The sequence below is a fragment of the Clostridium sp. MSJ-8 genome, assembly GCF_018918325.1.
Taxonomy (GTDB): Bacteria; Bacillota; Clostridia; order Clostridiales; family Clostridiaceae; genus Clostridium.
Map to the genome: position 1 here is coordinate 14,607 of NZ_JAHLQH010000045.1, position 22,900 is coordinate 37,506.

The following is a 22,900-nucleotide window of genomic DNA, read 5'->3' on the forward strand; positions in this document are numbered from 1 at the left end:
AAAAGTAGTAGTGTTGAAATTTAACACTACTACTTTTTTATTATAACCAAAATTATATTTTAATTAACTAAATGAAGAATTAAGTTTCCATAGAGTAATATCATTATTATTTTTCTTTATTGAATATAGCTTATTATTATCTAAAAGAGTTTGAGATAATAATAGTATTATATTCTTGATTATATTGCTACATTCTTGTATAGAATAGTCTTCTACTTTAAACTTTTTTAAATTAAGTAGGTTTAAAGAATAATCTATATTTGAACCTAAAATTAATTCATTATCAAGATAAATAATATTGATTTTATTAAATTCATTTAGTAATTTATTTAGTTTAGAACAATTAGTGATAGATGAATTATAAACAACTAGAAAGGTATTTTCTTTTTTCTCATTAAGCTCTAATGTTGAGGTAATATAATCTGTGGTCATAGTATCATCAATGTATATTAAGTTGATATTATTAAAGTTATAATTTAATGACAATACAATCTGCTCTATTTTAGTAAACATAATTTAACCCTCCTATATAATATTATAAGTATATTATACTTTGTTAATAATGTTAAATGAGATGATATGTATAAAAGGGAAAATAATATACATGAAAATAATTGCGTTGAAAAAAAAGTATATGCATTGTAAAATAAAACTATAGATGGTTTTGGGAGGACTTTTATGAATATTTTAGTAGTAGAGGACGTAAAAGAACAAAGAGAAGCATTAGTTAAGATGATAGAAAGAAATTATCTTGATTCAAGAATATATAGTACAGATTCAGTAAAAAAAGCATTAGAGATAGCAAAGGAAAAAGATATTAGTTTATTTTTATTAGATATAGAACTTGTTGATGGATCTGGTATGGATTTGGCAAAACAATTAAGAAGTATTAAGAAATATTCATTAACAGGGATAGTTTTTATTACAAATAATATCATACATATAATGGAGGCGTTTAAAGGCATACATTGTTATGATTTTTTGGTTAAACCATATAATGAAGCAGATGTAAAGAAAATTATAGATTTATTTGAAGGAAATAATGATGTAAAAGAAAAAGAGGGAGAATATATAGTTGTAACAGTAGATGGTTGTGTTAAAACAAAAATATATTCTGAGGACATAATTTATATAGAATATGCCAATAGAAATTGTAGGATAAAAACTAAAGATAAAGATATCGTGGCTAAAGGATTTGGACTGGCAAAATTGTTAGGGGAAATAAAGAATCAAGATATTGTGCAATGCCATAAAGCTTTTGCTGTGAATACAAGATTTATAGAAAAAATTGTTAAAATAGAAAATAAAATATGGGATATCTTTTTCTGGAATTGTACTGATAATATTCCATTAGGATATAAATATAAAGATATAGTGATGGAGAAAATAAATTAACATGATTAAGAAAGTTTTGAAAAATAAGAACCTATATATATTTATATTCAGCTTTGCATATTACATAATATTAATAAGATTTTTAGCAAATAATGATTTGTTAAGAGGGGAATTTTTGAAGAAAAGCTTATTGCTTATAGTTATTTTTATTATAATGAATATATTTTTTGTGAGAGATATATATAGAAATGTATCAGAAAAGAAAAAACTTGAGATAAACGTAGAGTATCAGAATATTATGGATGAATTAATACATAAATATAGAGCTACAGAACATGAATATAAAAATCATCTAAATACATTAGCTGCAATGGTTAATTTAGACGGAGATGAAGCGTTAAGTAATGATATTAATAAATATGTAAAAGAGATAGCTGTGTCTAATGCATATTCTAATCTGAAATATATTGATAATGTAATAATTAAAGCAGTTCTTTATAATAAAATAAAAGAATGCCAAGAGAAAAATATAAAATTTAATTATAGTGTAAAGAGTAATATGACTGATTGCTCAATCCAAGATACAGAATTATCTATAGTTATTAATAATTTGATTAATAATGCTATAGAAGCAGTGGCATTGTTAGAAAATAGAAGAATAAATATAGAAATATATTATGATGTTAGATATATAATTCAAGTGAGTAATACTTATGATACAACTAAATCAATTGATCTTTCAGAAATATTTAAAAAAGGAAAATCCTCTAAAGGAAATAATAGAGGATATGGATTATATACAGTAAAGAGAGTCGTTGAAAAAAATAATGGGAGTATAGATGTTGATACGAAGGATGAATATTTTATATTAACAATAACTATTTAGTTTACAAGAGTAGTTATTTTATCAGGAGAGATTTTTTTTATGATGTTTATTTTAGGATGTATAGAAACTTTTTTTATGTTTATTTTTTATAATATTCTTTTTAATAGGGATTGGAAAAAAAATATTATATTACATACAATAATTAGTATATGCTATACTTGCCTTTCGCTTAAGATATTAAATATTACAAATGATTATTACTCGTTAGTATGTATTTTTATTGTAGCAATTATAGAAAGTAAGATATTGAATAAAGAAGTGATTTTATCATTTATGGAAATGATAATGGCTAACATTATACTTATGGTATTAATTTTGGTAATTGCTGGGTTAAAATATACTTCAGTAGGGCAAAATATAGAAAATAAGTATTATATATTAATAATAGTTATATGTAATAGCATGTGTAGTGTTTTCATGAATTGGATAATGAAAAAAACGAATAAAGATTTAGAGATATATCTAATAAAAAGCAAGAATGCTTGGTACATAATTATTAATATTCTTTGTATATTTTTCTTAAATAATTTTATAATTGATACATTAGGTACTAGTAAGCCTATTTTTGTGTTTATTGAAGGGAGTTTTATAATATTTATTGTAATAAATATATATTTATATATATCTATTTACAAGATGTTAGAACAAAAGGAAAAATTAAAAATTAAGTTAGAATATACAAAGGTAATTGACGAATTAATTAATAAATTTAAGGATAATGAACAAGAATATATGAATTCTATTAATAAGTTAGTATCTATAGTGGATTCTCAAGGTAGTGATAGATTGAAATGTAAGGTTCATAATTATACAGATGCTATAATAATAGAAGATAAATATTCAAAACTTAAGTATATAAATGATACACTTATAAAAGCAATTATATATAATAAGCTTCAAGAATGTGATATAAATGATATAAGTTTCGAGTATAATAATTTAAATATGGATGTGAGACAGTCGAAATTAACAGATTCAGAATTATCTTATGTTCTCAATAGTTTGTTAAATGAGGCAATTAAGTTATCAATGAATTCTGAGAAGAGATATATAGAATTAAAGTCAAAAGATAATGATAAAAATTCATTAAGCTTAAAATTTAGTGTGAATCAATACGTTAATTTAGAATATATTCAAAAAAATGATAAAGATAATCTAATATCTTTATCCAAGAAGATTATAGAAAAAAGAAAAGGAAAGATAAACTTCTATATAAAAAATCAATATATGATTATGGATATAAATATATAGAAAAATTAAGTTAGTTAAATGTTGTAAACTCATAAGAGTTCAAACAATACAACATTTAGCTAACTTATTTTTGTTTCACTATTAATCACAATTCTTGTATGGAATTATAAGTATATATTTTTCTGTTTTATGCATAATAAAACATTTTAAGTACTGAATATAATAATATAAGTACATAGATAAATACAGGAGGAGTTAATATGAAACTTGAGATAAAGAATTTAAGAAAGACTTTTAACAATGAGAAGATTGTCGCACTAGATAATTTGAGTTTAAGCATACCTATAGGTACAAGTTTTGGAGTGCTAGGTAGAAATGGTGCGGGAAAGACTACAATAATAAGAATATTATTGCAGATATATGGTAAGGATTCTGGATCAATATTATATGATGGAAGAGATATATTTAAAGAAAAAATAAGAATAGGATATCTTCCAGAGGAAAGAGGAATATATTTAAAAATTACTGTTAAGGAACAACTTAAATACTTTGGTAAGTTAAAGGGACTATCAGGTAAACAAGCAGAAATAAATGCAAAAAAGTGGCTTGAGAGACTTGGAATATCTGAGTATTATAATAGAAAAGTTGAGGAGTTATCTAAGGGAAATAAACAAAAGGTACAATTAATAACAGCGTTAATTGATAATCCAGAAATTATTATTTTGGATGAACCTTTTAGTGGATTAGATCCTGTTAATGTGGAATTGTTTAAATCGGTGTTTAAAGAACTGCTAGAACAAAAGAAAACTATTATTTTTTCAAGTCATAGAATTGATGATGTAGAAGAATTTTGTGACAATGTTGTACTGTTGAATAAAGGAAAGATAGTTGATTATGGGACTGTTTCAGAAATAAAAAATAAATTCGGGAAAAAAATATTAACATTAGAAACAGATAAAGAGATATGTGGAATATTAAATGACTTAGAATTAGAACATGAAAAAGTAAATTCGTCATATAAGATTACATTAGATAATGCTTATAACATAGGTCATTTGATTGAAAATATTGTAAGAGAAAAAATACTTATAAATAATATAAGTGTTGATCAAGTGTCATTAAATAAAATATTTATAGAAAAATTATCATAAGGTATGGAGGAAGAAAAATGAATAATTTTTTAAATACTGTGTGGTTTACATTTAAAAATAAGGTTAAGAGTAAGTTCTTTTTAATATCAACAATAATATTTGGAGTTTTGATTATAGGTGGAATGAATTTTACAGCTTTAAAGAATATATTTACAGATGATTCTACTGCTTCTAAATCAGCAACTATAATTATAAATAATATGAGTGAGACATTTATAGTTGATAAAGAAGAAATGGAGAAATTGTTTCCAGATGACAATATTGCGTTTGTAGATAACTCAAGAGAAGCAAAAAAAATATTAAATAAAAATCTAGAAAATATGATGTTAAGTATAGAGGATAATGCGGAAAAAATATATGATATTAAAATATATAAGGGTAGACATGCAGATGCAAGTAAAATAAGCACTTTAGCAGAAGCTACAAAACAATTATCTAGATATAGTATAATGCAGCAATTAGAAGTTGATAGTACTATACAAACTGCATTAATGGCAGAACCTCAAATAGAATATTGCACTAGTAGTGAAACATCAGATGGCCGAATGGCTATAGCTTATATTTTAACATTAGCATTTATGATATTACTTAATTTTTATGTTCAAGGAGTAGCAGGAACAATAGTATCTGAAAAAAATAATAGAGTAATAGAGGTATTGTTAACATCAGCAAAGTCTACTCAATTATTCTTTGGCAAAATAGTAGGAAATTGTATGGCTTCTATAGCACAAATAGTGTTGTTAGGTATAGTAGGAGTAGGGACATATATGATCAGTGGAGTTGAACCATTTGAATTTCAAGGTATTTCAATAGACTTATCAATATTAACAAAAGGACAATTAGCATTAGTAGTAGTATTCTTCATACTAGGTTATTTAATGTATTCGTTAGCAGCTGGAGCATTAGCTTCTTTTGCAAATAATAATGATGATTTAAATCAAGCTATATTACCAGTTACAATATGTTTTATGGTTAGTGTTGTCTTAGCTATGGCATATTTAATATATCCTAATATAAGTGTGTTAAATACTTTATCGTGTATACCGTTATTCTCGCCTATGGTTATGATAATAAGAGTTGTAATGGCAGATATAAGTAATACAGCCATTATTGTAAATGCAGTACTTTTAGTAATGACAATAGTAGCATTCTCATTAATAGGTAGTTTTATATATAGTAAAGGAACATTAAATGATAGTAAAAAATTATCATTTTTATCGATATTTAAATAGAGAGGGGAATATTTTATGAATCATATTATATTATTGTTAGCAGGAATAGGTGTATCAATGTTAATAGCTTATGCTGTTAAACCAAAGAAAATGAAAAAATAAAATTGATATAAAGTAGCTGTCGTATTAAAAGTTAAAAACTTTTAATGCGACAGTTTTTTTACAATAAAATATTTTAGTCCTGTGTATTCCATTCGTGTTTATGATGTGCAAAAATATTAGATTAATTATATCAAATTATTTGCAAGACTAACTTCCGTTTCGTTTATGAAGCGTAAATTATTTTTTCAATTTACAGGCATAAAAAAAGTATCTTCTATTAGTAGTTTTTAACTACTAATAGAAGATACTTTTTCTAATTAAGTTATTTTAACAAAAAAAATATTTAAATAAATAAAACATATTAAATACACCTCAAAATCATTATTTAGTATGTACTAAGTATATATTGGAAAAGGTTTTCAAAACGGTTTTATGTAAATAAAGCCTAAAAATATGAATGAAGTATTTAATAAAATTAAAATAATTACTTTCGTGTACTGTATAGTGATTTTCGTGTAGATGATTATAGAAATTTAGGCGTTATCATTAATAAACTACATATTTTCATGCCAATATTGATGAAAAACATAAGAAGAAAAAGAATAAAAGTAATTATGAATAATATGTAAAGCACAAAATTAAGTTTGACTTATTTTTGTGTATTATAAAATAACCTTTTAGGTAATAGATGAAATATATAGAGAAAGATAAGGTAAGATAAAGATGTTCCAAGGGAACAACAAAATAACAAAGGAGGCTTGAAATGAATTTTAAGTTAAAAGATAAGGTTGTACTAATAACTGGATGTAGCAGAGGAATAGGATTAGGAATAGCAACTGAATTTGCAAGTTTAGGAGCAACATTAGTATTAACGGAAATTAAAGAAAGATTTGAAGAATTAACAAAAGTAAAGAAACAGCTAGAAGAGAAGTTTCAAGTTGACATTGAAATTTTGTGCTTGGATATAAAAGATATAAAAGATATTAGAAAAAAATTAGGTGAATTAAAAGAACCTTTTAATAAGATAGATATTTTAGTTAATAATGCTGGAATAAATATTATTAAAGATTCTCTAGAACTTTTAGAAGATGAATGGGATCAAGTATTAGATGTGAATTTAAAAGGAACGTTTTTTATGACACAGCATGTCGTAAAAAGTATGATAGTAAATAATATTAATGGTTCAATAATAAATATTGCATCTCAACATGGAGTGATAGGTAATTTGAATAGAGCAGCATATTGTTCTAGTAAAGCAGGAATAATTAATTTGACTAGAGCATTGTCGTATGAATGGGCGAAGTATGGTGTAAGAATTAATTGCATAAGTCCAACATATGTTGAAACAGACAATAATAGAGAATATTTAAATTCAAGTAAAGGTAAAAGAGAATATTTAAATAAAATACCAATAAAAAAATATGCAAAACCCGAACATATTGCAAAAGCGTGTGTATTCTTAAGTGATACTGATTCGGAACTAATCACAGGACAAAATATAATAATAGATGGTGGTTACACTAGTATATAGGGGGATAAAAAGTATGAAGGAAGTTGTATTAGTAGATATTAAATTAAATTTAGATTGTATATATTCGATAGGACAAAGCAATAAAACAATTTTGTTAAAAAATATTTTAGAGAAAAATAATGTTACTACTTTTCAGTATATTGAATCAAGTTTACCTAATGTTATAGATATTGTTGACGAGATACTATCATTTACTGAAGAAAATATAATATTTAGAGTAACAGATATGAATTATAAGTTGGTTTGCAAATTGATAGAGTTATTAAAAGAAGAATGTGATGATGCAAATATTATATTGTTTGGAGATGTAGAGGGAGAAATAGAAGGCATAAAGATACATAATGAAAATCAGGATTATATAACTGGCATTTTAGAAAATTTAGAAATTGATAATTATGATCTTTCCAATATGGATATATATGAATTTGATAACGTAGATGGAATAAAAGAGTGTGAGAATTTCCTTGTAGATTTAACAGATTATAATTCAGAGGTAATTGATTTAGAGATTATAAAGAAGAATATAGAACATATTTTAAACAAAAATGAAGATTTAAAAATATTTTTTAAATCTAAAGAATTAATTAATATAGGTCAAGAAAACTTGAAGAAAATTATAAATATTACTCAGGAAAATAACGGACAATACGGAATAATGGTGGAAGCAATTAATGATCTTAATCAGCTAGAGGAGTTTAATTATTCAAGTATAATATTTAGAACTAAAATGTTAGAGGATATTTATTCTGAAGAGGTTTCTAATAAAGTAAAAGACAATTGTGAAGTGGCAATTATAGTTTCAGATTATGATGCCAATAAACATAATTCAATGATAGAAGAGTTAATGATGAAGGTAAGTGCAACAAGAATAAGAGTGTTTGTTTCAAATGAAGAAAAGAATTTTAGTTGTGTTTATGTAAATAGTATTACTGGTATAAAGAATATGGCTATAGAAAATGGGCTTATGATGTGGTACCAAGGCACATATCCTCCAACAGCACTAAATAATACTGTAAAACATATATATTTAAGTGAACATATAGAAGAATCAAAACTTAAGGAATTAGATAAAATAGCGTCTGTAAATCATGCAATTATATCAAATTCAAATGATAAAAATAGTGGAATATCGTATAGCAAACATGAACATGTAATAAAAAAAGGTGTTAAATCAAATATTCAAATAGGATTAGACAAAGGTTCCTTTGGAAAAAGATATATAGAGGTTCAATATAAAGAAGTAAGAAATATATCAGACTTTTCAGGTAATAATTATATGTTAAAGATATTAGATGATGAAGATCTAGAAGTATTTAGAAATGACATAGAGATATTTAACAAGGTTGGAAAGCTTCCTATATATATGGTTAATGGAATATTAAAGAACTCATGTAGATTTTTACCGAAGGGAAGATGCCAAGTCAATTCAATACCAAGAATCGATATAGATGGACAAGGCAAAATTAGTAGTTGTGATAGTGAATATAAAATAGGTGAATTAGGAGACGACTACTTTGACTTAATGAATAATATATATAAAAAGTCTAGTGAAGAAACAATTAATAGAAATTGTTCAGAATGTAGCGCTATAGATAAGTGTGGAGCTTGTAAGATGCTACCAGGGGTGGTGAGTAGAGAAAAGTATTGCTCATTGATGATGGAAGTTGATAATATTGATAAATTTATAATTAGTTCTTTGGTAATTAAGATGCTTATGGATTCTTCTAAATATTTTAGTGATATAGATGTAGAAGAAATAAGGATAATTAATAGAAATGTTAATAATCTATTTAATAAAAGTGTTAAGAAAGATTCAAATAGTATAGTAAAAGAGAGCGTAGTAATGATAAAAGTTAGAGATGAAGTTATGTTATTTGACCTTATTACTAATAATGTTATTGCAATATCATCATTAGTTTCATATACCTTAGAAGGTTATATGAAAGGATATCACTTAGAGGAAATAAAGCAAATATCGAAGTCTGAATTTGAAGACAATAATGATATTGAAAAATGTATAGAAGAAGCTACAGCACAATTAGAATATTCAGAAATTATAGAAAGGATTGCATAGATATGAGATATTATGGAATGTTTCAAGATATAAAGGATACTGATTTAGATGTAATAGAAAGTGAAATATATGATGATTACTTTGCAGAATTCTATCATAAATTTTGTGGAATAACTACATATGATTTGGATTTCTATTTACAAGAAGCGTTTTCATTCAATAGAAGAGATATAAAGATATTAGAACTTGCATGTGGAACTGGAAGAATAACAATACCATTATTAGAAAGAGGTTTTACAGTTGAAGCTATAGATTTGTCAGAATCTATGTTGGGAGTATTAAGAAGAAACCTAGAAGGTTTGCCAAGAAAGTTAAGGAAAAATGTTAACATCAAAAATATGAATATTCTTGACTTAGACTATGAAGAAGAATTTGATATGGTAATATTTCCAGCAACTACAATATGTTTATTAAATGAAGAGGAGATAAGTATATTATTCAACAAAGTATATAAAGCAATAAAAAAGGGTGGAAAGTTTATATTTGATTATAAAAATGAAGATGAAAGCAAATCTGGCTTCATTAATGGAAATAGGAATTTTATTGTAGTTGATAAGAATGAAGATTGCATATATCAAGAATTTATAGATTATGATAATCATGAAACAATAGTGAATTTTTATGTAGAAAAGGATAATAAAAAATATTTATCATCTACTACAAAAAATATGATGATGAAAAGGAATATAGAAAATCATATTATTAATTCTTATTTTGATGAAGATAATTGTTTAGATGAACATTTAAATGGTGACGTAAGAATGAATGTATTAATGAAGTGAGGTGAATAGAATGTATAATTTATATCATCCTTTAAGATCTTTTGAAGAGGGAGAAGATTATGTAGAAGTAGTTGAATCAGAAGGAATTATATTAAAGGATTCAAGAGGAAAAGAATATAAAGATTTTATTAGTGGCTTATGGAATATGCCATTAGGTTATTCAAATGAAAAAGTTAAAAATTCAATAAAGGATCAATTAGATAGATTACCATATGTTAATTTATTTAACTTGTCTAATGATATAGATAAAAAGTTAGCAGAAAAGCTTTATCTAATGACAGATAAGGAATTTGTTAAGACAATATATACATGTACAGGTTCAGAATCAATAGAAGTTGCAATTAAGTTAGCTCATAAATATCAGTATATATTGGGAAATAAGGACAAAAAAAATATTGCGGTATTAGACATGTCTTATCACGGCACTTATTATGGGTCAATGTCTGTAAGTGGAATGGATTATCCTTTTGTTAAGGAAGGCTATGGTCAAATTTTAAACAATATAAAATATTTAAAAACTCCAATGTGTAGGTGTTGTAAAACTGAAGATATAAAGGATTCATGCATGAAAGAATTCATGTCAGATTTAGAGCTATTTATAGAGGAAAATGGTGATGAATTAGCTGCATTTCTATTAGAACCTATTTTAGGATCAGCAGGGGTGATTCCTATTCCAAAACAGTATATGAATAGAATAAAACAGGTGTGTGAAGAAAAAGACATATTATTGATATTTGATGAAGTAGCAACTGGATTTGCTAGAACAGGTAGTATGTTTGCATATGAATTATATGGAGTTAAGCCAGATATAATGCTTCTATCTAAAGGAATAAATAATGGATACATTCCAATGGGAGCAGCACTTATTAATGATAAAGTGAATAAAGTTATGAGTAGTGTAGAAGAACCTTTCTTTCATTTATCTACTCAAAATGGTAATCCATTAGGTTGTGCATCTGCATTAGCATCTATAGAGATATATGAAGAAGAGAATTACTGTGAGATAGTTAGAGAAAAAGGTGAAAAATTTAAAGAAATGTTAATTAACAAATTAGGAAAATATCCTAGTGTTTTTGAAATAAGGCAAGTTGGATTTATGTTTGCCATAGAATTAAGTAAGAGCAAGACTGAACGTCTTAAAATAGACGATTTTAGAATAGAAGAATTAATCAAAAAATTAGTTTATAAAGGAACTCTTATTTATGGATATTATACAAGTATTAGTTCTGGATTAACATTAATGCCTTCCTTCATTACAACAGAGGAAGAATGGCTAGCAGGAATAAAAGATATTGAGAATGCTATAAAAAGAGTAGCAATTTCTTAAGAAAGTTTTATGAAAGGATCTAGTAAATATGGTTGAGTTCATAAATAATATATTGATTCTTTTGTCAAAAGAGCCAGTGCCAAATGACGAGAGTGAGAATCAAATAATAATTTAATTCAGATATTTTAAAGATAGTATGAAAATTGAATTATCATTATTATTGATAATTTTAATATAAAAAAATAATAAATTAGGAGGTGAAAGATATTATGATTATAGGACCAATGATACCAATAATACCAATATTTATAGCAAAAATATTATTTAAATAAAAATAATCTAATATAAAAAATATTAAAATTAATTAGGAGGAAAATGAAATGAAAAATAATGAAGTAAGAGTAGAAAAACTAGAAAAGGTACAAGCTCCATGTGAATGGTGTTTTGCAGCAGGAGTAGGCGTAGGAATAGCAATAATAGCATTAACATAATAGGTAAATAATAAATCAAAAAATATATAGATTAATTAGGAGGAAAATAAAATGAAAAATAATGAAGTAAGAGTAGAAAAATTAGAAAAGGTACAAGCTCCATGTGAATGGTGTTTTGCAGCAGGAGTAGGTGTAGGAATAGCAATAATAGCATTAACTTAATAAGTAAATAATGAATAAAAAATATATAGATCAATTAAGAGGGAAATAAAATGAAAAATAATGAAATAAGAGTAGAAAAACTAGAAAAAGTACAAGCACCATGTCATGGATGTTGCTTCGCTGTAGGTATAGGTTTAGTTGCAACAGTAGTTGCATTAACATAATAAAAAATATAAATCATAAAAATAAAATGTAGTGGAAAAGGAGAAAAAAATATGAATACAGAAATAAAAGTAGAAAAATTAGAAAAGGTACAAGCACCATGTCATGGATGTTGTTTTGCAGCAGGAGTAGGAGTAGTAGTAGCAGTAGTTGCATTAACATAATATAAAATATAAATTATAAAAATAAAATGTAATGGAAAAGGAGAAAAAAATATGAATACAGAAATAAAAGTAGAAAAATTAGAAAAGGTACAAGCACCATGTCATGGATGTTGTTTCGCAGCAGGAGTAGGAGTAGTAGTAGCAATAGTTACATTAACATAATATAAATGTAGCTAAGGAAAGAATGAGGTGAGAATAATGCAATATATAGTAAATAGTAATTTTGATATATATAAAAAAGAGGATTATTATCTACTTAGAAATAAAGTTGATAATTCATTTATTAGATTTACTGATAATGAATATAGAGTATATCTAATGTTTTTAGATTACAAAGATGCAGAAATTTTAAATAAAGAGGATAGGGATATTTTTAACGCTCTTCTTGATGTAAATATAATAGTTGGTGAGAATCAAGAAATAAAAAACAATAAAGAAAAATTTAATATTTTTAATTTTAAAGTAAAAGAAATAAACCCAGATAAGTTATTAAATAAAATATCTGCTGTTAATAAGATAATATTCACAAAACAATTTAAGTGTATATATATATTTACTATTTTAATTGCATTATTTTCATTACATTTTATAAAAAATGAAGGAATAGATATTTTTTCATTAGGTTTTTATACTAAGCAAGATTTAAGTAAAATGTTTTTCGTATACTTGGGAGTAATAATTACTATAGGAATTCATGAATTGGCACATGCACTTACTCTTGTGCATTATAATATGAAGGTAAGCAAAATAGGACTGAAGTTCTATTTCTTGCAATTAATAGCTTACTGTGATTTAAGTGAATTATATCTAATAGATGATAAAAAGAAAAAAATAGCTACATATTCAGCAGGAATACTTTCTCAGATTTTTTGTTCATCAGTAGCAATTATTCTTTATAATATTTTATTAATAGGATTTAATAATAGAATTGATGTTTTAATTGTATATGCAATAATTAATTTAGGAATAGCTATTTTTAATACAATACCATTTGTAAAATTCGATGGATATTGGATATTATCCACAATATTTAATTCATATAATTTAGATGCAAAAGCACAAGCAGAAGTAAAGAGATTCTTTAAGAGAGAAGATGGAATTAAGAGTAGTTTAGTGCTATTTGGAATGATAAGTATACTTGTAAAAGGAATATTATTGTTAGAAACATTTAATGTAGTAATATCATACATATAGCTAAAAGGGGCTGTTATGAAGTCCTAAAATAAAATCCAATGTTATTTGATAATAGAAATATTATTAAATAACATTGGATTTTTCATTATAAGAAATACTATTATAAATAATTTACTTAAATCAGTAATAATTGATATTAATCAAATGAAAAAATAAGTGCTCAACCTTAAATTATATTTTAATTGTTGTCTTTATCATATCTTGCATGAGTATATTTTTTTGTTAATTCATTTATGTCATTTTTATATTGTTTAGTTATTATGTTGTTTATTTCATTGGGGGTTAAGTTATTTAACTTAGATATTTTCTTTTTGTATTTTCTGACTTTTTTGTAATATTCTAATCTTATTTTTCCGTTTTCAGTGTCAGGAAAGTTAGTATTTTTTTTCTTTAGATAATTGAATAAATTATCATTTCCGTTTAATTTTATTGTAGTACTATCTTCATTTACAACTTGAACTTTATTCTTAATAAAGTTATTTATAAACATAAAAACTGTATATATTATATATGCCATTATCATAACAAATGCTATAAATTTTAATATTATCATAGCTATTTGGAGTACATTATTTCCAGAAGTTACATCTTGCATATTTAATAATTCTAAAGAATTATCTTGTTCTTGCATAGTTATATGTTTTCGGTTTATATTTAAGCTTTTTTGCAAGAAACCATAGCCACTATCTAAAAGTAACCAAAATAGATTTTTTATAGGTGAAAATAATACATTAAATAGTTTGTCTATATCAAAAGCTTTTATCATTATAAGACATATAATTAGTAATAGTAAGAATCCTACTATATAGATGTTATTTATTTTAAGCATTTTATGAGGGTCTAAGAATTCACCATCTCCATACAAATGTAGATATTCTCTAACGTTAAATACATATTTAGCAATAAAAAATAATATTATATATATTCCAGTAAGAATACTAAGTAGAGAAGAAATGCTCTTGTTATTGATGCTTAAAATTAATATACCGAAGATTGCTACTAGATATATGCTAGGAATAGATATATTTATATGGTCAATTTTTTTACTGTAATAGAAGCTTGATAGTTTAAATAATATAAGGTATGTTGCAGTCATAACAAGTAGTAAGACTATATTGGTTTTCATTATTATTATTGGAATAAACATAAGTGTATGAAAAATAATAAACTGATAGTATTTTTTAGATAGCTTTCTTGCGAAGTATGATAAGAAGACAATTATACATGGATATAGTGCTGCAATATAATTTATTTCTTTAGTTGTTATATATATTAAGCTTAATGTTATTATGTAAAATGCTATTGAATGCATAACAAGATCAATATAATCACTTATAATAATTATTCTTTTATTCATCTCTTTTCACCTCCATAACAAATATATTCTTGCCACTATTTATACTAATATCGTCTTTTGAATAAGTAGGGATTACAAGCATAGTTTTTATATTTCGGGTATTTAATTCATTGTAAGCATCAGTAATATTATTATTTATATTGCTACTAATAATAATATTTATAGAATCCTCTTTATAGTTTTGTTTTATTATATTTTCAAAAGCAATACTAGGTTTATCAATTTTTACTTTAGCTAGTATTTCATTTATTTTAATGTATTGAGCATTAGATGTGCCGGCATCTATAATTATTTTATTTTGATCTTCTCGGAATGAATAGTTACAAGTAAAAGCTATAGGAATAGATTTATTACAGAATTCTCTTACATATGTTGAAGCTATTCTTATGGAATATTCCACAAGGGATTCACCACCTATGTTAGGTTTATCCACATTTAATAGTATATTTACTTTAAACATGTGGATATTTTCGTATTGATTAACCATAAGTGTGGATTTTTTTGCAGATACTTTCCAATTAATTTTTTTAAAACCATCATAAGGTTGATATTCGCGAAGTCCCTTGAAAATATATGAATTTTCAAATATATTATCATTAAATACTCCTTCATTAACCATAGATTGTATAGGATATAAGACTTCTGGTGTATTGCAAATGTTAGGAAATACATATAAGTAACAATTACTGTGTAGGTTCTTAGTATCAGTCATATTAAAGAAAATATTATGACCTATTATATCAATGTTACTAATTGTATAGTATCCTCTTTTGTGAGGGATTATATCCATGCTTTTTATTAATTTGCTATTAGATTGTATTTGAAATATATCGTTTCTATAGTATTTATCTGTTATAATTGCATTTTTATTTTTAGTAAATTCTATATTTTTAGATATTCTGAATTTTATGTTTAAGTTAGAAAGAGGAAACGGTTTTTTATTTTCAATAGTTTCTATTAATTTTAATTTATCCCCAACATATACCCTAGTTTCAGAAAAGTTAAGTGAAATAAATAAATCTTTAGTCCAAATTTTTTCATAAAATTTATTAAGCAATCCATATAAACAAAATGCAAATACAAATAATAAGAATATTATCATGATTAATTCTCCCAATCTTCGGTAGGAACATCTATGCTATCGAGTATTTTAATAAGTATATCTTCATTTATTTTAGAAGTAAGGTATGTATTTTGTACTATTATTCTATGAGATAGTACTGGGATTGCAAGGTCTTTTACATCATCAGGGGTAACAAAATTTCTTCCATTAATTGCAGCATAACTTTGACAAGCACGCAAGAAGGCTAAGGTTCCTCTAGGGCTAACTCCTAAATTGATTTCACTATTGTTTCTAGTGGCTTTAACAATTTCATAAATGTACTTTTGGATATCTTTGTGAACATATACTTTCTTTATTGTATCTTGCATTTCTATTATTGTATCTTTATTACATACTGATTCTATAGTGTTTAGTCTTATATTATTAATAAACCTATTCATTAATAATAATTCTTCATCATCCTCTGGATATCCCATTGATAATTTAATCATAAATCTATCTAATTGAGCTTCTGGAAGATTAAAGGTTCCGGCATTTTCTATAGGATTTTCTGTTGCTATAACTATAAAAGGTTTATCTAATATTCTAGTTTCACCATCTACAGTTATTTGTCTTTCTTCCATTACTTCAAGAAGACTTGATTGAGTCCTTGGGGTAGCTCTATTAATTTCATCGGCTAATAATATATTTGTAAATGCTGGTCCACATATAAAGTTAAATTCATTAGTTTTTTGATTGAAGACATTTATTCCAGTTAAATCTGAAGGAAGTAAATCGGGAGTAAATTGTATACGTTTAAAATTAGCATCAATTGATTTTGAAAAAGTTTTTGCAAGCATAGTTTTACCTGTGCCTGGAACATCTTCAAGTAAAATATGTCCTTCAGCAAGGACTGCAGTAAGTAATAATTTGATTTGCTTTTCTTTTCCAACTATAACGGTATTTATGTTAGAAATAATAGTGTCTATTGTTTCTTTTAGTTCTTTTATTTCCATAAGTATTATCATCCTTTCTATGTATAGAGAAGTAAGTGGTGTAAATTACTTCTACATAATTATACTACTATTATGTAATGTAGGCTTCAAGACAATTGTTATATATAAATGGAATTTTATATAATATATAATGGAAGTGTGATTAAAATATGTTATTATAGTACTATAATAAATAAGATATATTTTTTGTCTAAAAAGTATACAAGTGTTAGATGTATACATGCTTATTAATATATAAAAGGAGGAAGACTTCATGGCTGTTAATGTGGCAAAGCTATTTAAAAATGCTACTATGTTGTATAATATGAAACTTGTGGCAGGAAGAAATGGATTAGATAACTTGGTTACTTGGGTTCATATTATAGAAGATGATGACGTAAGTAAATTTTTACATGGAGAAGAGCTTGTTTTTACAGCAGGAATTAAGAATAATGGTGGTAAATGGCTGATGAATTTTGCTAAGAGGCTATATGAAGTTGGAGCAAGTGCATTTGTAGTTAATTTAGGACCATATGTTAAAGAAATTCCTAGTGAAGTTATAGAATATTGTAATAATGTAGGAATGCCTCTATTTACAATTCCATGGGAAACTCGTATGGTAGATATGACTAGAGATTTTTGTCATAGGATAATGCGTAATGAAAATGTTGAGATGAGCATGGCAACAACTATAAAGAATATAATATTTAAAATAGGAGATTTAGACACTCAAATACTTCAGATGGAACGATATGGGTATATGAGGGATGCTAGATTTTGTGTAGTTGCAATATCATTTGATAATAATTCTGAAATAAATAGTACTATGGATAGGATGAAGGGGATTGCAGAAAGAGTTGCTAGGAGTATTCATGAATTATATATATCATTTGTACATAATAATTGTTTAATAGTTGTTTTAGTGGATTATGGAGAATATGAAGTGAAACAGTTTATAGAAAAGTTTATTAAACAAACTGAAAGAGCGCATAATAAGATAGATGCATATTTAGGTGTAAGTCCTAATATAGAAGGAATAGATAAATTAGGAGACAGCTTTGACAAAGCTATTAGTTCTCTTACTCTAGCATTAAAAAAAGAAGAACATATAAAATATTATGATGAATTAGATATATATAAGATATTATTAGCAAGTAAAGATAAGAGAATACTTATTGATTATTATAATGATACATTAGGAAAGCTTGCACAATATGATGAAGATAATAATATAGATTTAGAGGAATTTTTGAAGGTATATCTTGATAATAATGGTAGCCAACAAATAGTTGCAGAAAAATTATTTATACATAGAAATACTGTTAATAATCAATTGAAAAAGATAGAGAAGATTACAGGTTATAATCCTTTAGAGCTAAATAATAAGTTTAAGTTTATTATGGCATTTTTAATAAAGGATATAATATAACAAAGACTTGTAATTGTATGCAGATGCACAATGAATTGTAGTCATATGTGAATTGAAAGTGCTTTTTCAACATAATATAATTACAATATAATAGAATATAATTTAGGCAATGGGGCTTTCTTATAAGAGAGGGCTCTTTTTTTGTACTTTTATACGAGTATTGGCGAGGTGAGGAACATGGCATATGAATTTATATTACCAAACAAAACTATTATCGGTGAGAATGCATTGATAGAAAGTATGAATATAATTAAGGGTTTAGGGAAAAAGGCATTAATTGTATGTGGCAAGGTTATGATGAAAAATGGAACGGTAGAATATTTAGTTAGTTTATTAGAAGAAAAGGGGATAAAATACAAGATATATAATAAAATAATCGGAGAACCTACAGATAAGATGATACATGATGGGGTAAAGGTATATGTAGATAATAAGTGTGATTTTTGTATTGGAATAGGTGGAGGTAGTACCTTAGATAGTGCGAAAGCTATAGGGGCTATGACGTTTCTAGATGGTGATATATCAGATTATATGGGGGAAGATATTGTAGGGGATTTTCCACCGCTTGTTCTTATACCGACAACAGCTGGAACGGGATCGGAGGCAACTAAATTCACTATAATTACAGATACTAAAAATGATATAAAGATGTTATTAAAAGGTGAAGATTTATTACCAGATTTAGCTGTTATTGATTATAGATTTTCGGTGACAGCACCTAAGAATATTACAGCAGAAACAGCATTAGATGCTCTTACTCATGCAATTGAGAGTTTTACATCTAGAAGAGGAAATACATTAACAGATATGTATGCATTACGTGCAATACAGAGAATATTTGAATACTTACCTATAGCTTATAAAGATGGAAGTGATAAGAGGGCACGACAGGAATTGGCTATAGCTGCATTTGAAGCAGGAGTTTGTATAAATAATTCTTCTGTAACATTAGTTCATGGAATGAGTAGACCTATAGGAGCAATTTTTCATATTCCACATGGACTGTCAAATGCTATGCTTCTAAAGGAATGTTTAAGTTATGCATTAGATGGGTGCTATGAGAAATTCAGTGAACTTGCTAAGTGCATTAATGTATCTCATGACTTTATGACTTGTGAAGAGGCTTCATGGGAATTTATAAAAGCTCTTGATAATTTATGTTCAATATGTGAAATACCAACATTAAAAGAATACGGAATAGATAAAGCTGATTTTGATAAAGTTATAGACAAGATGGCACAAGATGCAATAGATAGTGGTAGCCCTAGTAACACAATAAAAGATGTTTCTAAGGAGGATTTGATTGATATATATAAAAGGTTATGGTAATAAATTACATAGTTGCTTATAGAGTAAAAAAAAATTAAGTTAGCTAAATGTTGAAAATTAATTAAAGTTAAAATAATACAACATTTTAAATGCTACCTTAATTTTTTTACAATGAGAAATATTAAAATTTATTATGAATATTTAGTTAAAGTAATAATTTGAATAGACGTTAGTGAATTAGTTAGGAGTGAAGCAAATATGAAGTCAAAAGAAAGATTAGGAATAATAATAGTTATAATTTGTGGAATGCTATGGGGATTAAGTGGAGTATTAGGTCAGCTCTTATTTGAAAATAGTGATATAAGTGTAGGATGGTTAGTATCATTAAGAATGTTTGCTTCAGGAGTTATTATCTTAATATATTCTATAATTAAACAAGGGAAAAAAACTTTTTCAATATGGAAGGAAAAAAAACAAATACTATCATTTTTTATATTCACAGTTGTAGGGCTTATGGCAGTTCAGTATACTTATTTTGCGGCAGTAGAAGCATCTAATGCTGCAACAGCAACAGTAATACAATATACTTATCCTATATTAGTATTATTATATACATCAATTAGTATGAAAAAGTTACCTAAATTATATGAGACATGCGGAATCATAATAGCATTTGTTGGAGTTGTATTAATAGCAACTCATGGGCATATTTCATCTTTAAGTATTTCAACAGAAGCTTTAATTATTGGATTATTGTCGGCACTTTCTTTTATGTTTTATACAGTGTATCCAAAGAAATTATACAAACAGTTTGGATTACTTACAATTATGTCGTGGGCATTTATAATAGGTGGAGCATTGTTATTTGTTTTAACAGGATGTTATAAAACACCAGTTACTTTCGACAACTATACAATCGTATTAACAGTTATTATAACTCTATTTGGAACTATGATTCCTTTTGTTATATATGGCAAAGGAGTAGAATGGTTAGGTAATGTAAAGGCTAGTTTGTTTGTAACAGTAGAGCCTATATTTAGTGCTTTGTTAGCAATGATTATAGTAAAGACTACTTTTAAAATAATAGACATAGTTGGCTTTATATGTATAATAGGTGCAGTTGAGGTAGTGGCAATTAAATCAGCGAAACAAAAGAAGATTGAGTAGAATTGTACAAAATGTGCACTTGCACAAAAAAAGCTATAAAAATGTGGTGGATTAAACATTGAACAAGGTATACTAATTTGTTATTATGTAATCAGATAATAAATAAAGCAAATAAATTTTAGTTGCAAAGGAGCACATCCATTTAGTTGGTAAATGGAATGTGCTCCTGTTTTTTTTAAAGCTAGCATTAAAAAACTTATCAAGCATTTTTCAATAGGGGAGGAACTAATTATGAAAAAGATGTTAAAAAGATTAGCAATAATGTTATTAGTGGTAATGTCAATTGGAATTATGGGATGTGGAAAAGGTGATTCAGGAAGTGATGGGGGAAGTTCTTCAGATGGTGAACAAGTAAGTGATACATTAAAAAGATTAAGAAAAGAAGGTACTTTGGTAGTTGGATCTTCTGGTGATGCACCATTTGCATATATTGATCAAGATACAAAAGAATTTAAAGGTGTTGATGCTGAAATAATTAAAGAAGTTGCAAAAAGACTTGGAATTAAAAATGTAGAAATGCAATTAATACCTTTCTCAGAATTAATATTGAATTTAAATTCAGGAAATATTGATATCATAGCAGATTGTATGTATATAAAGAAGGAAAGAGCAAAACAAATTTATTATGGTGAAGTATGGTATACACAAGGTGGAGGACTATTAGTACCTGAAGACAGTGATATAAAATCTGTAGATGATTTTGATCCAAAATCAACAAAAGTAGGATATACACCAGGAACTATATGGCAAGGAATAGTTGAAGGATGGAAAGAAGATGGATTAATCAAAGAAGCTGTAGCAACAGGAGATCAATCTGAATCAGTAGTAGCATTACAATATGGAAAGATAGATGCATATATAACAGACTCAACAGTTGTTGAAAATTGGTTTGCTAATTCACCTGATACAGTAAAAGGATTAAAGATGGCAGAGAACTATAAAGACGAAAAATCAGCAATAGGTCATATTGCACCAGCAGTAGCATTTGGCGATGAAGATTTCATGAAAGAGATAAATGATGTTGTTGTACAATTGAGAGATGAAGGATTTATAGATAAAGTATTTGAAGATTATGGATTAGATCCAAAGCTTCATATGATTACTAATGATGAACGTGTATATGAGCCAGAAAGCTAAAATAATAAATATTAACGTGTAGGCGATTTAAGCCTACACGTTATAAGTTAAAAGAGTGTTACAGAGATGTATAGCAAAAAAGGAGGTCTTTTTTATGGCTTTATTAGAAGTTAAGGGATTACAAAAAAGTTTTGGAGATTTAAAAGTTTTAAGAGACGTAAATATAAAAGTAGAAGAAGGAGAAGTTCTTGTATTAATAGGACCTTCTGGATCAGGAAAAAGTACACTTCTTAGGTGTTTGAATCTCCTAGAGACACCTACATCAGGTGAGATTATATATGATAAACAGAATATATTAGAGAAAAAATTTGATGTAAAAAAATATAGACAATCAGTAGGAATGTGTTTTCAAAGGTATAATTTATTTCCATTTATGACTGTATTAGAAAATGTAACTTTTGCACCATGTTTAATATTAAAGAAAGACAAGGAAGAAGCTAAAAGAGTTGCACTTGAATTATTAGACAAGGTTGGACTTAAAGATAAGGCTGATGTTTATCCAACTACATTATCAGGTGGACAACAACAACGTGTAGCTATAGCAAGAGCCTTAGCTATGGAGCCTAGAATAATGTTGTTTGATGAACCAACATCAGCATTAGATCCAGAATTAGTTGGAGAAGTATTAAATGTTATGAGAGATTTAGCTAAAGATGGAATGACAATGGTTGTTGTTACTCATGAAATGGGATTTGCAAGAGATGTTGCTGATAGAGCAATATTTATGGATGGCGGATATGTTGTTGAAGAGAGCAGTCCAAAAGAAATGTTCTCTAATCCAAAGAATGAACGTACAAAAGCATTCTTATCAAGAGTATTAAATAATTAGAGGCAGGAGGA

The 22,900-nt window shown here is 26.2% G+C and carries 19 protein-coding genes; 15 read left to right on the forward strand and 4 right to left on the reverse strand.

The features are described from left to right. Positions 1-63: 63 nt before the first annotated feature. The gene (locus tag KQI77_RS10050; RefSeq protein WP_216390296.1) at positions 64-513 is read right to left on the reverse strand and encodes a hypothetical protein; all 450 of its coding nucleotides are present in this window, start codon (positions 511-513) and stop codon (positions 64-66) included. A gap of 165 nt (positions 514-678) precedes the next feature. On the opposite strand from KQI77_RS10050, the gene KQI77_RS10055 reads away from it, so the two are divergent. The 10 genes from KQI77_RS10055 to KQI77_RS10100 all read left to right on the forward strand — a co-directional run bounded on the left by KQI77_RS10055 (position 679) and on the right by KQI77_RS10100 (position 13,664). Continuing rightward, positions 679-1,395: a LytTR family DNA-binding domain-containing protein gene (locus tag KQI77_RS10055; RefSeq protein ID WP_216390297.1), complete on the forward strand. Its 717-nt coding sequence runs from the start codon at positions 679-681 to the stop codon at positions 1,393-1,395. Positions 1,396-1,510: 115 nt separating this feature from the next. Beyond that, on the forward strand, positions 1,511-2,221 hold the full coding sequence (locus KQI77_RS10060; protein WP_216390298.1) for a sensor histidine kinase: 711 nt from the start codon (positions 1,511-1,513) through the stop codon (positions 2,219-2,221). Between the two features lie 39 nt (positions 2,222-2,260). Next, positions 2,261-3,472 carry a hypothetical protein gene (locus tag KQI77_RS10065; protein ID WP_216390299.1) on the forward strand — a complete coding sequence of 404 codons (1,212 nt, stop codon included), beginning with the start codon at positions 2,261-2,263 and terminating at the stop codon, positions 3,470-3,472. A gap of 200 nt (positions 3,473-3,672) precedes the next feature. Continuing rightward, positions 3,673-4,563 (forward strand): ABC transporter ATP-binding protein, encoded by an 891-nt coding sequence (locus KQI77_RS10070; protein WP_216390300.1) that lies wholly within the window; start codon positions 3,673-3,675, stop codon positions 4,561-4,563. Positions 4,564-4,580: 17 nt separating this feature from the next. Then, on the forward strand, positions 4,581-5,795 hold the full coding sequence (locus KQI77_RS10075; RefSeq protein WP_216390301.1) for an ABC transporter permease: 1,215 nt from the start codon (positions 4,581-4,583) through the stop codon (positions 5,793-5,795). Positions 5,796-6,600: 805 nt separating this feature from the next. Continuing rightward, positions 6,601-7,368: an SDR family NAD(P)-dependent oxidoreductase gene (locus tag KQI77_RS10080; RefSeq protein ID WP_216390302.1), complete on the forward strand. Its 768-nt coding sequence runs from the start codon at positions 6,601-6,603 to the stop codon at positions 7,366-7,368. 13 nt (positions 7,369-7,381) lie between these two features. Beyond that, the gene (locus KQI77_RS10085; protein WP_216390303.1) at positions 7,382-9,442 is read left to right on the forward strand and encodes a hypothetical protein; all 2,061 of its coding nucleotides are present in this window, start codon (positions 7,382-7,384) and stop codon (positions 9,440-9,442) included. Between the two features lie 2 nt (positions 9,443-9,444). After that, positions 9,445-10,224, forward strand: a complete 780-nt coding sequence (locus tag KQI77_RS10090; protein WP_216390304.1) for a class I SAM-dependent methyltransferase — start codon at positions 9,445-9,447, stop codon at positions 10,222-10,224. Between the two features lie 10 nt (positions 10,225-10,234). Beyond that, positions 10,235-11,551, forward strand: coding sequence for an aspartate aminotransferase family protein (locus KQI77_RS10095; protein ID WP_216390305.1), 1,317 nt, complete (start codon positions 10,235-10,237; stop codon positions 11,549-11,551). Positions 11,552-12,668: 1,117 nt separating this feature from the next. After that, positions 12,669-13,664: a hypothetical protein gene (locus KQI77_RS10100; protein WP_216390306.1), complete on the forward strand. Its 996-nt coding sequence runs from the start codon at positions 12,669-12,671 to the stop codon at positions 13,662-13,664. A 178-nt stretch (positions 13,665-13,842) separates the two neighbouring features. Here KQI77_RS10100 and KQI77_RS10105 read toward each other — a convergent pair whose 3' ends face one another. Genes KQI77_RS10105 through KQI77_RS10115 form a run of 3 tightly spaced genes read right to left on the reverse strand, consistent with a single transcriptional unit; the run spans position 13,843 to position 17,079 of the window. Then, entirely contained in the window at positions 13,843-15,021 is a 1,179-nt protein-coding gene (locus KQI77_RS10105) for a hypothetical protein (RefSeq protein WP_216390307.1), read from the reverse strand. Next, positions 15,014-16,123: a DUF58 domain-containing protein gene (locus KQI77_RS10110; RefSeq protein WP_216390308.1), complete on the reverse strand. Its 1,110-nt coding sequence runs from the start codon at positions 16,121-16,123 to the stop codon at positions 15,014-15,016. The genes KQI77_RS10105 and KQI77_RS10110 overlap by 8 nt, the downstream gene beginning before the upstream one ends. A gap of 2 nt (positions 16,124-16,125) precedes the next feature. Continuing rightward, positions 16,126-17,079 carry a MoxR family ATPase gene (locus tag KQI77_RS10115; RefSeq protein ID WP_216390309.1) on the reverse strand — a complete coding sequence of 318 codons (954 nt, stop codon included), beginning with the start codon at positions 17,077-17,079 and terminating at the stop codon, positions 16,126-16,128. A gap of 253 nt (positions 17,080-17,332) precedes the next feature. Between KQI77_RS10115 and KQI77_RS10120 the strand changes: the two genes are divergently transcribed. The 5 genes from KQI77_RS10120 (at position 17,333) to KQI77_RS10140 (ending at position 22,889) form a co-directional block, all read left to right on the forward strand. Then, positions 17,333-18,487, forward strand: coding sequence for a PucR family transcriptional regulator ligand-binding domain-containing protein (locus tag KQI77_RS10120; RefSeq protein WP_216390310.1), 1,155 nt, complete (start codon positions 17,333-17,335; stop codon positions 18,485-18,487). 177 nt (positions 18,488-18,664) lie between these two features. Next, a complete protein-coding gene (locus tag KQI77_RS10125) occupies positions 18,665-19,816 on the forward strand; it encodes an iron-containing alcohol dehydrogenase (protein WP_216390311.1) in 1,152 nt (383 codons plus the stop codon). Between the two features lie 198 nt (positions 19,817-20,014). Further along, positions 20,015-20,923 carry a DMT family transporter gene (locus tag KQI77_RS10130; RefSeq protein WP_216390312.1) on the forward strand — a complete coding sequence of 303 codons (909 nt, stop codon included), beginning with the start codon at positions 20,015-20,017 and terminating at the stop codon, positions 20,921-20,923. A gap of 231 nt (positions 20,924-21,154) precedes the next feature. Further along, on the forward strand, positions 21,155-22,060 hold the full coding sequence (locus KQI77_RS10135) for an ABC transporter substrate-binding protein (RefSeq protein ID WP_216390313.1): 906 nt from the start codon (positions 21,155-21,157) through the stop codon (positions 22,058-22,060). Between the two features lie 94 nt (positions 22,061-22,154). Beyond that, positions 22,155-22,889, forward strand: a complete 735-nt coding sequence (locus KQI77_RS10140; RefSeq protein WP_216390314.1) for an amino acid ABC transporter ATP-binding protein — start codon at positions 22,155-22,157, stop codon at positions 22,887-22,889. Positions 22,890-22,900: the final 11 nt, after the last annotated feature.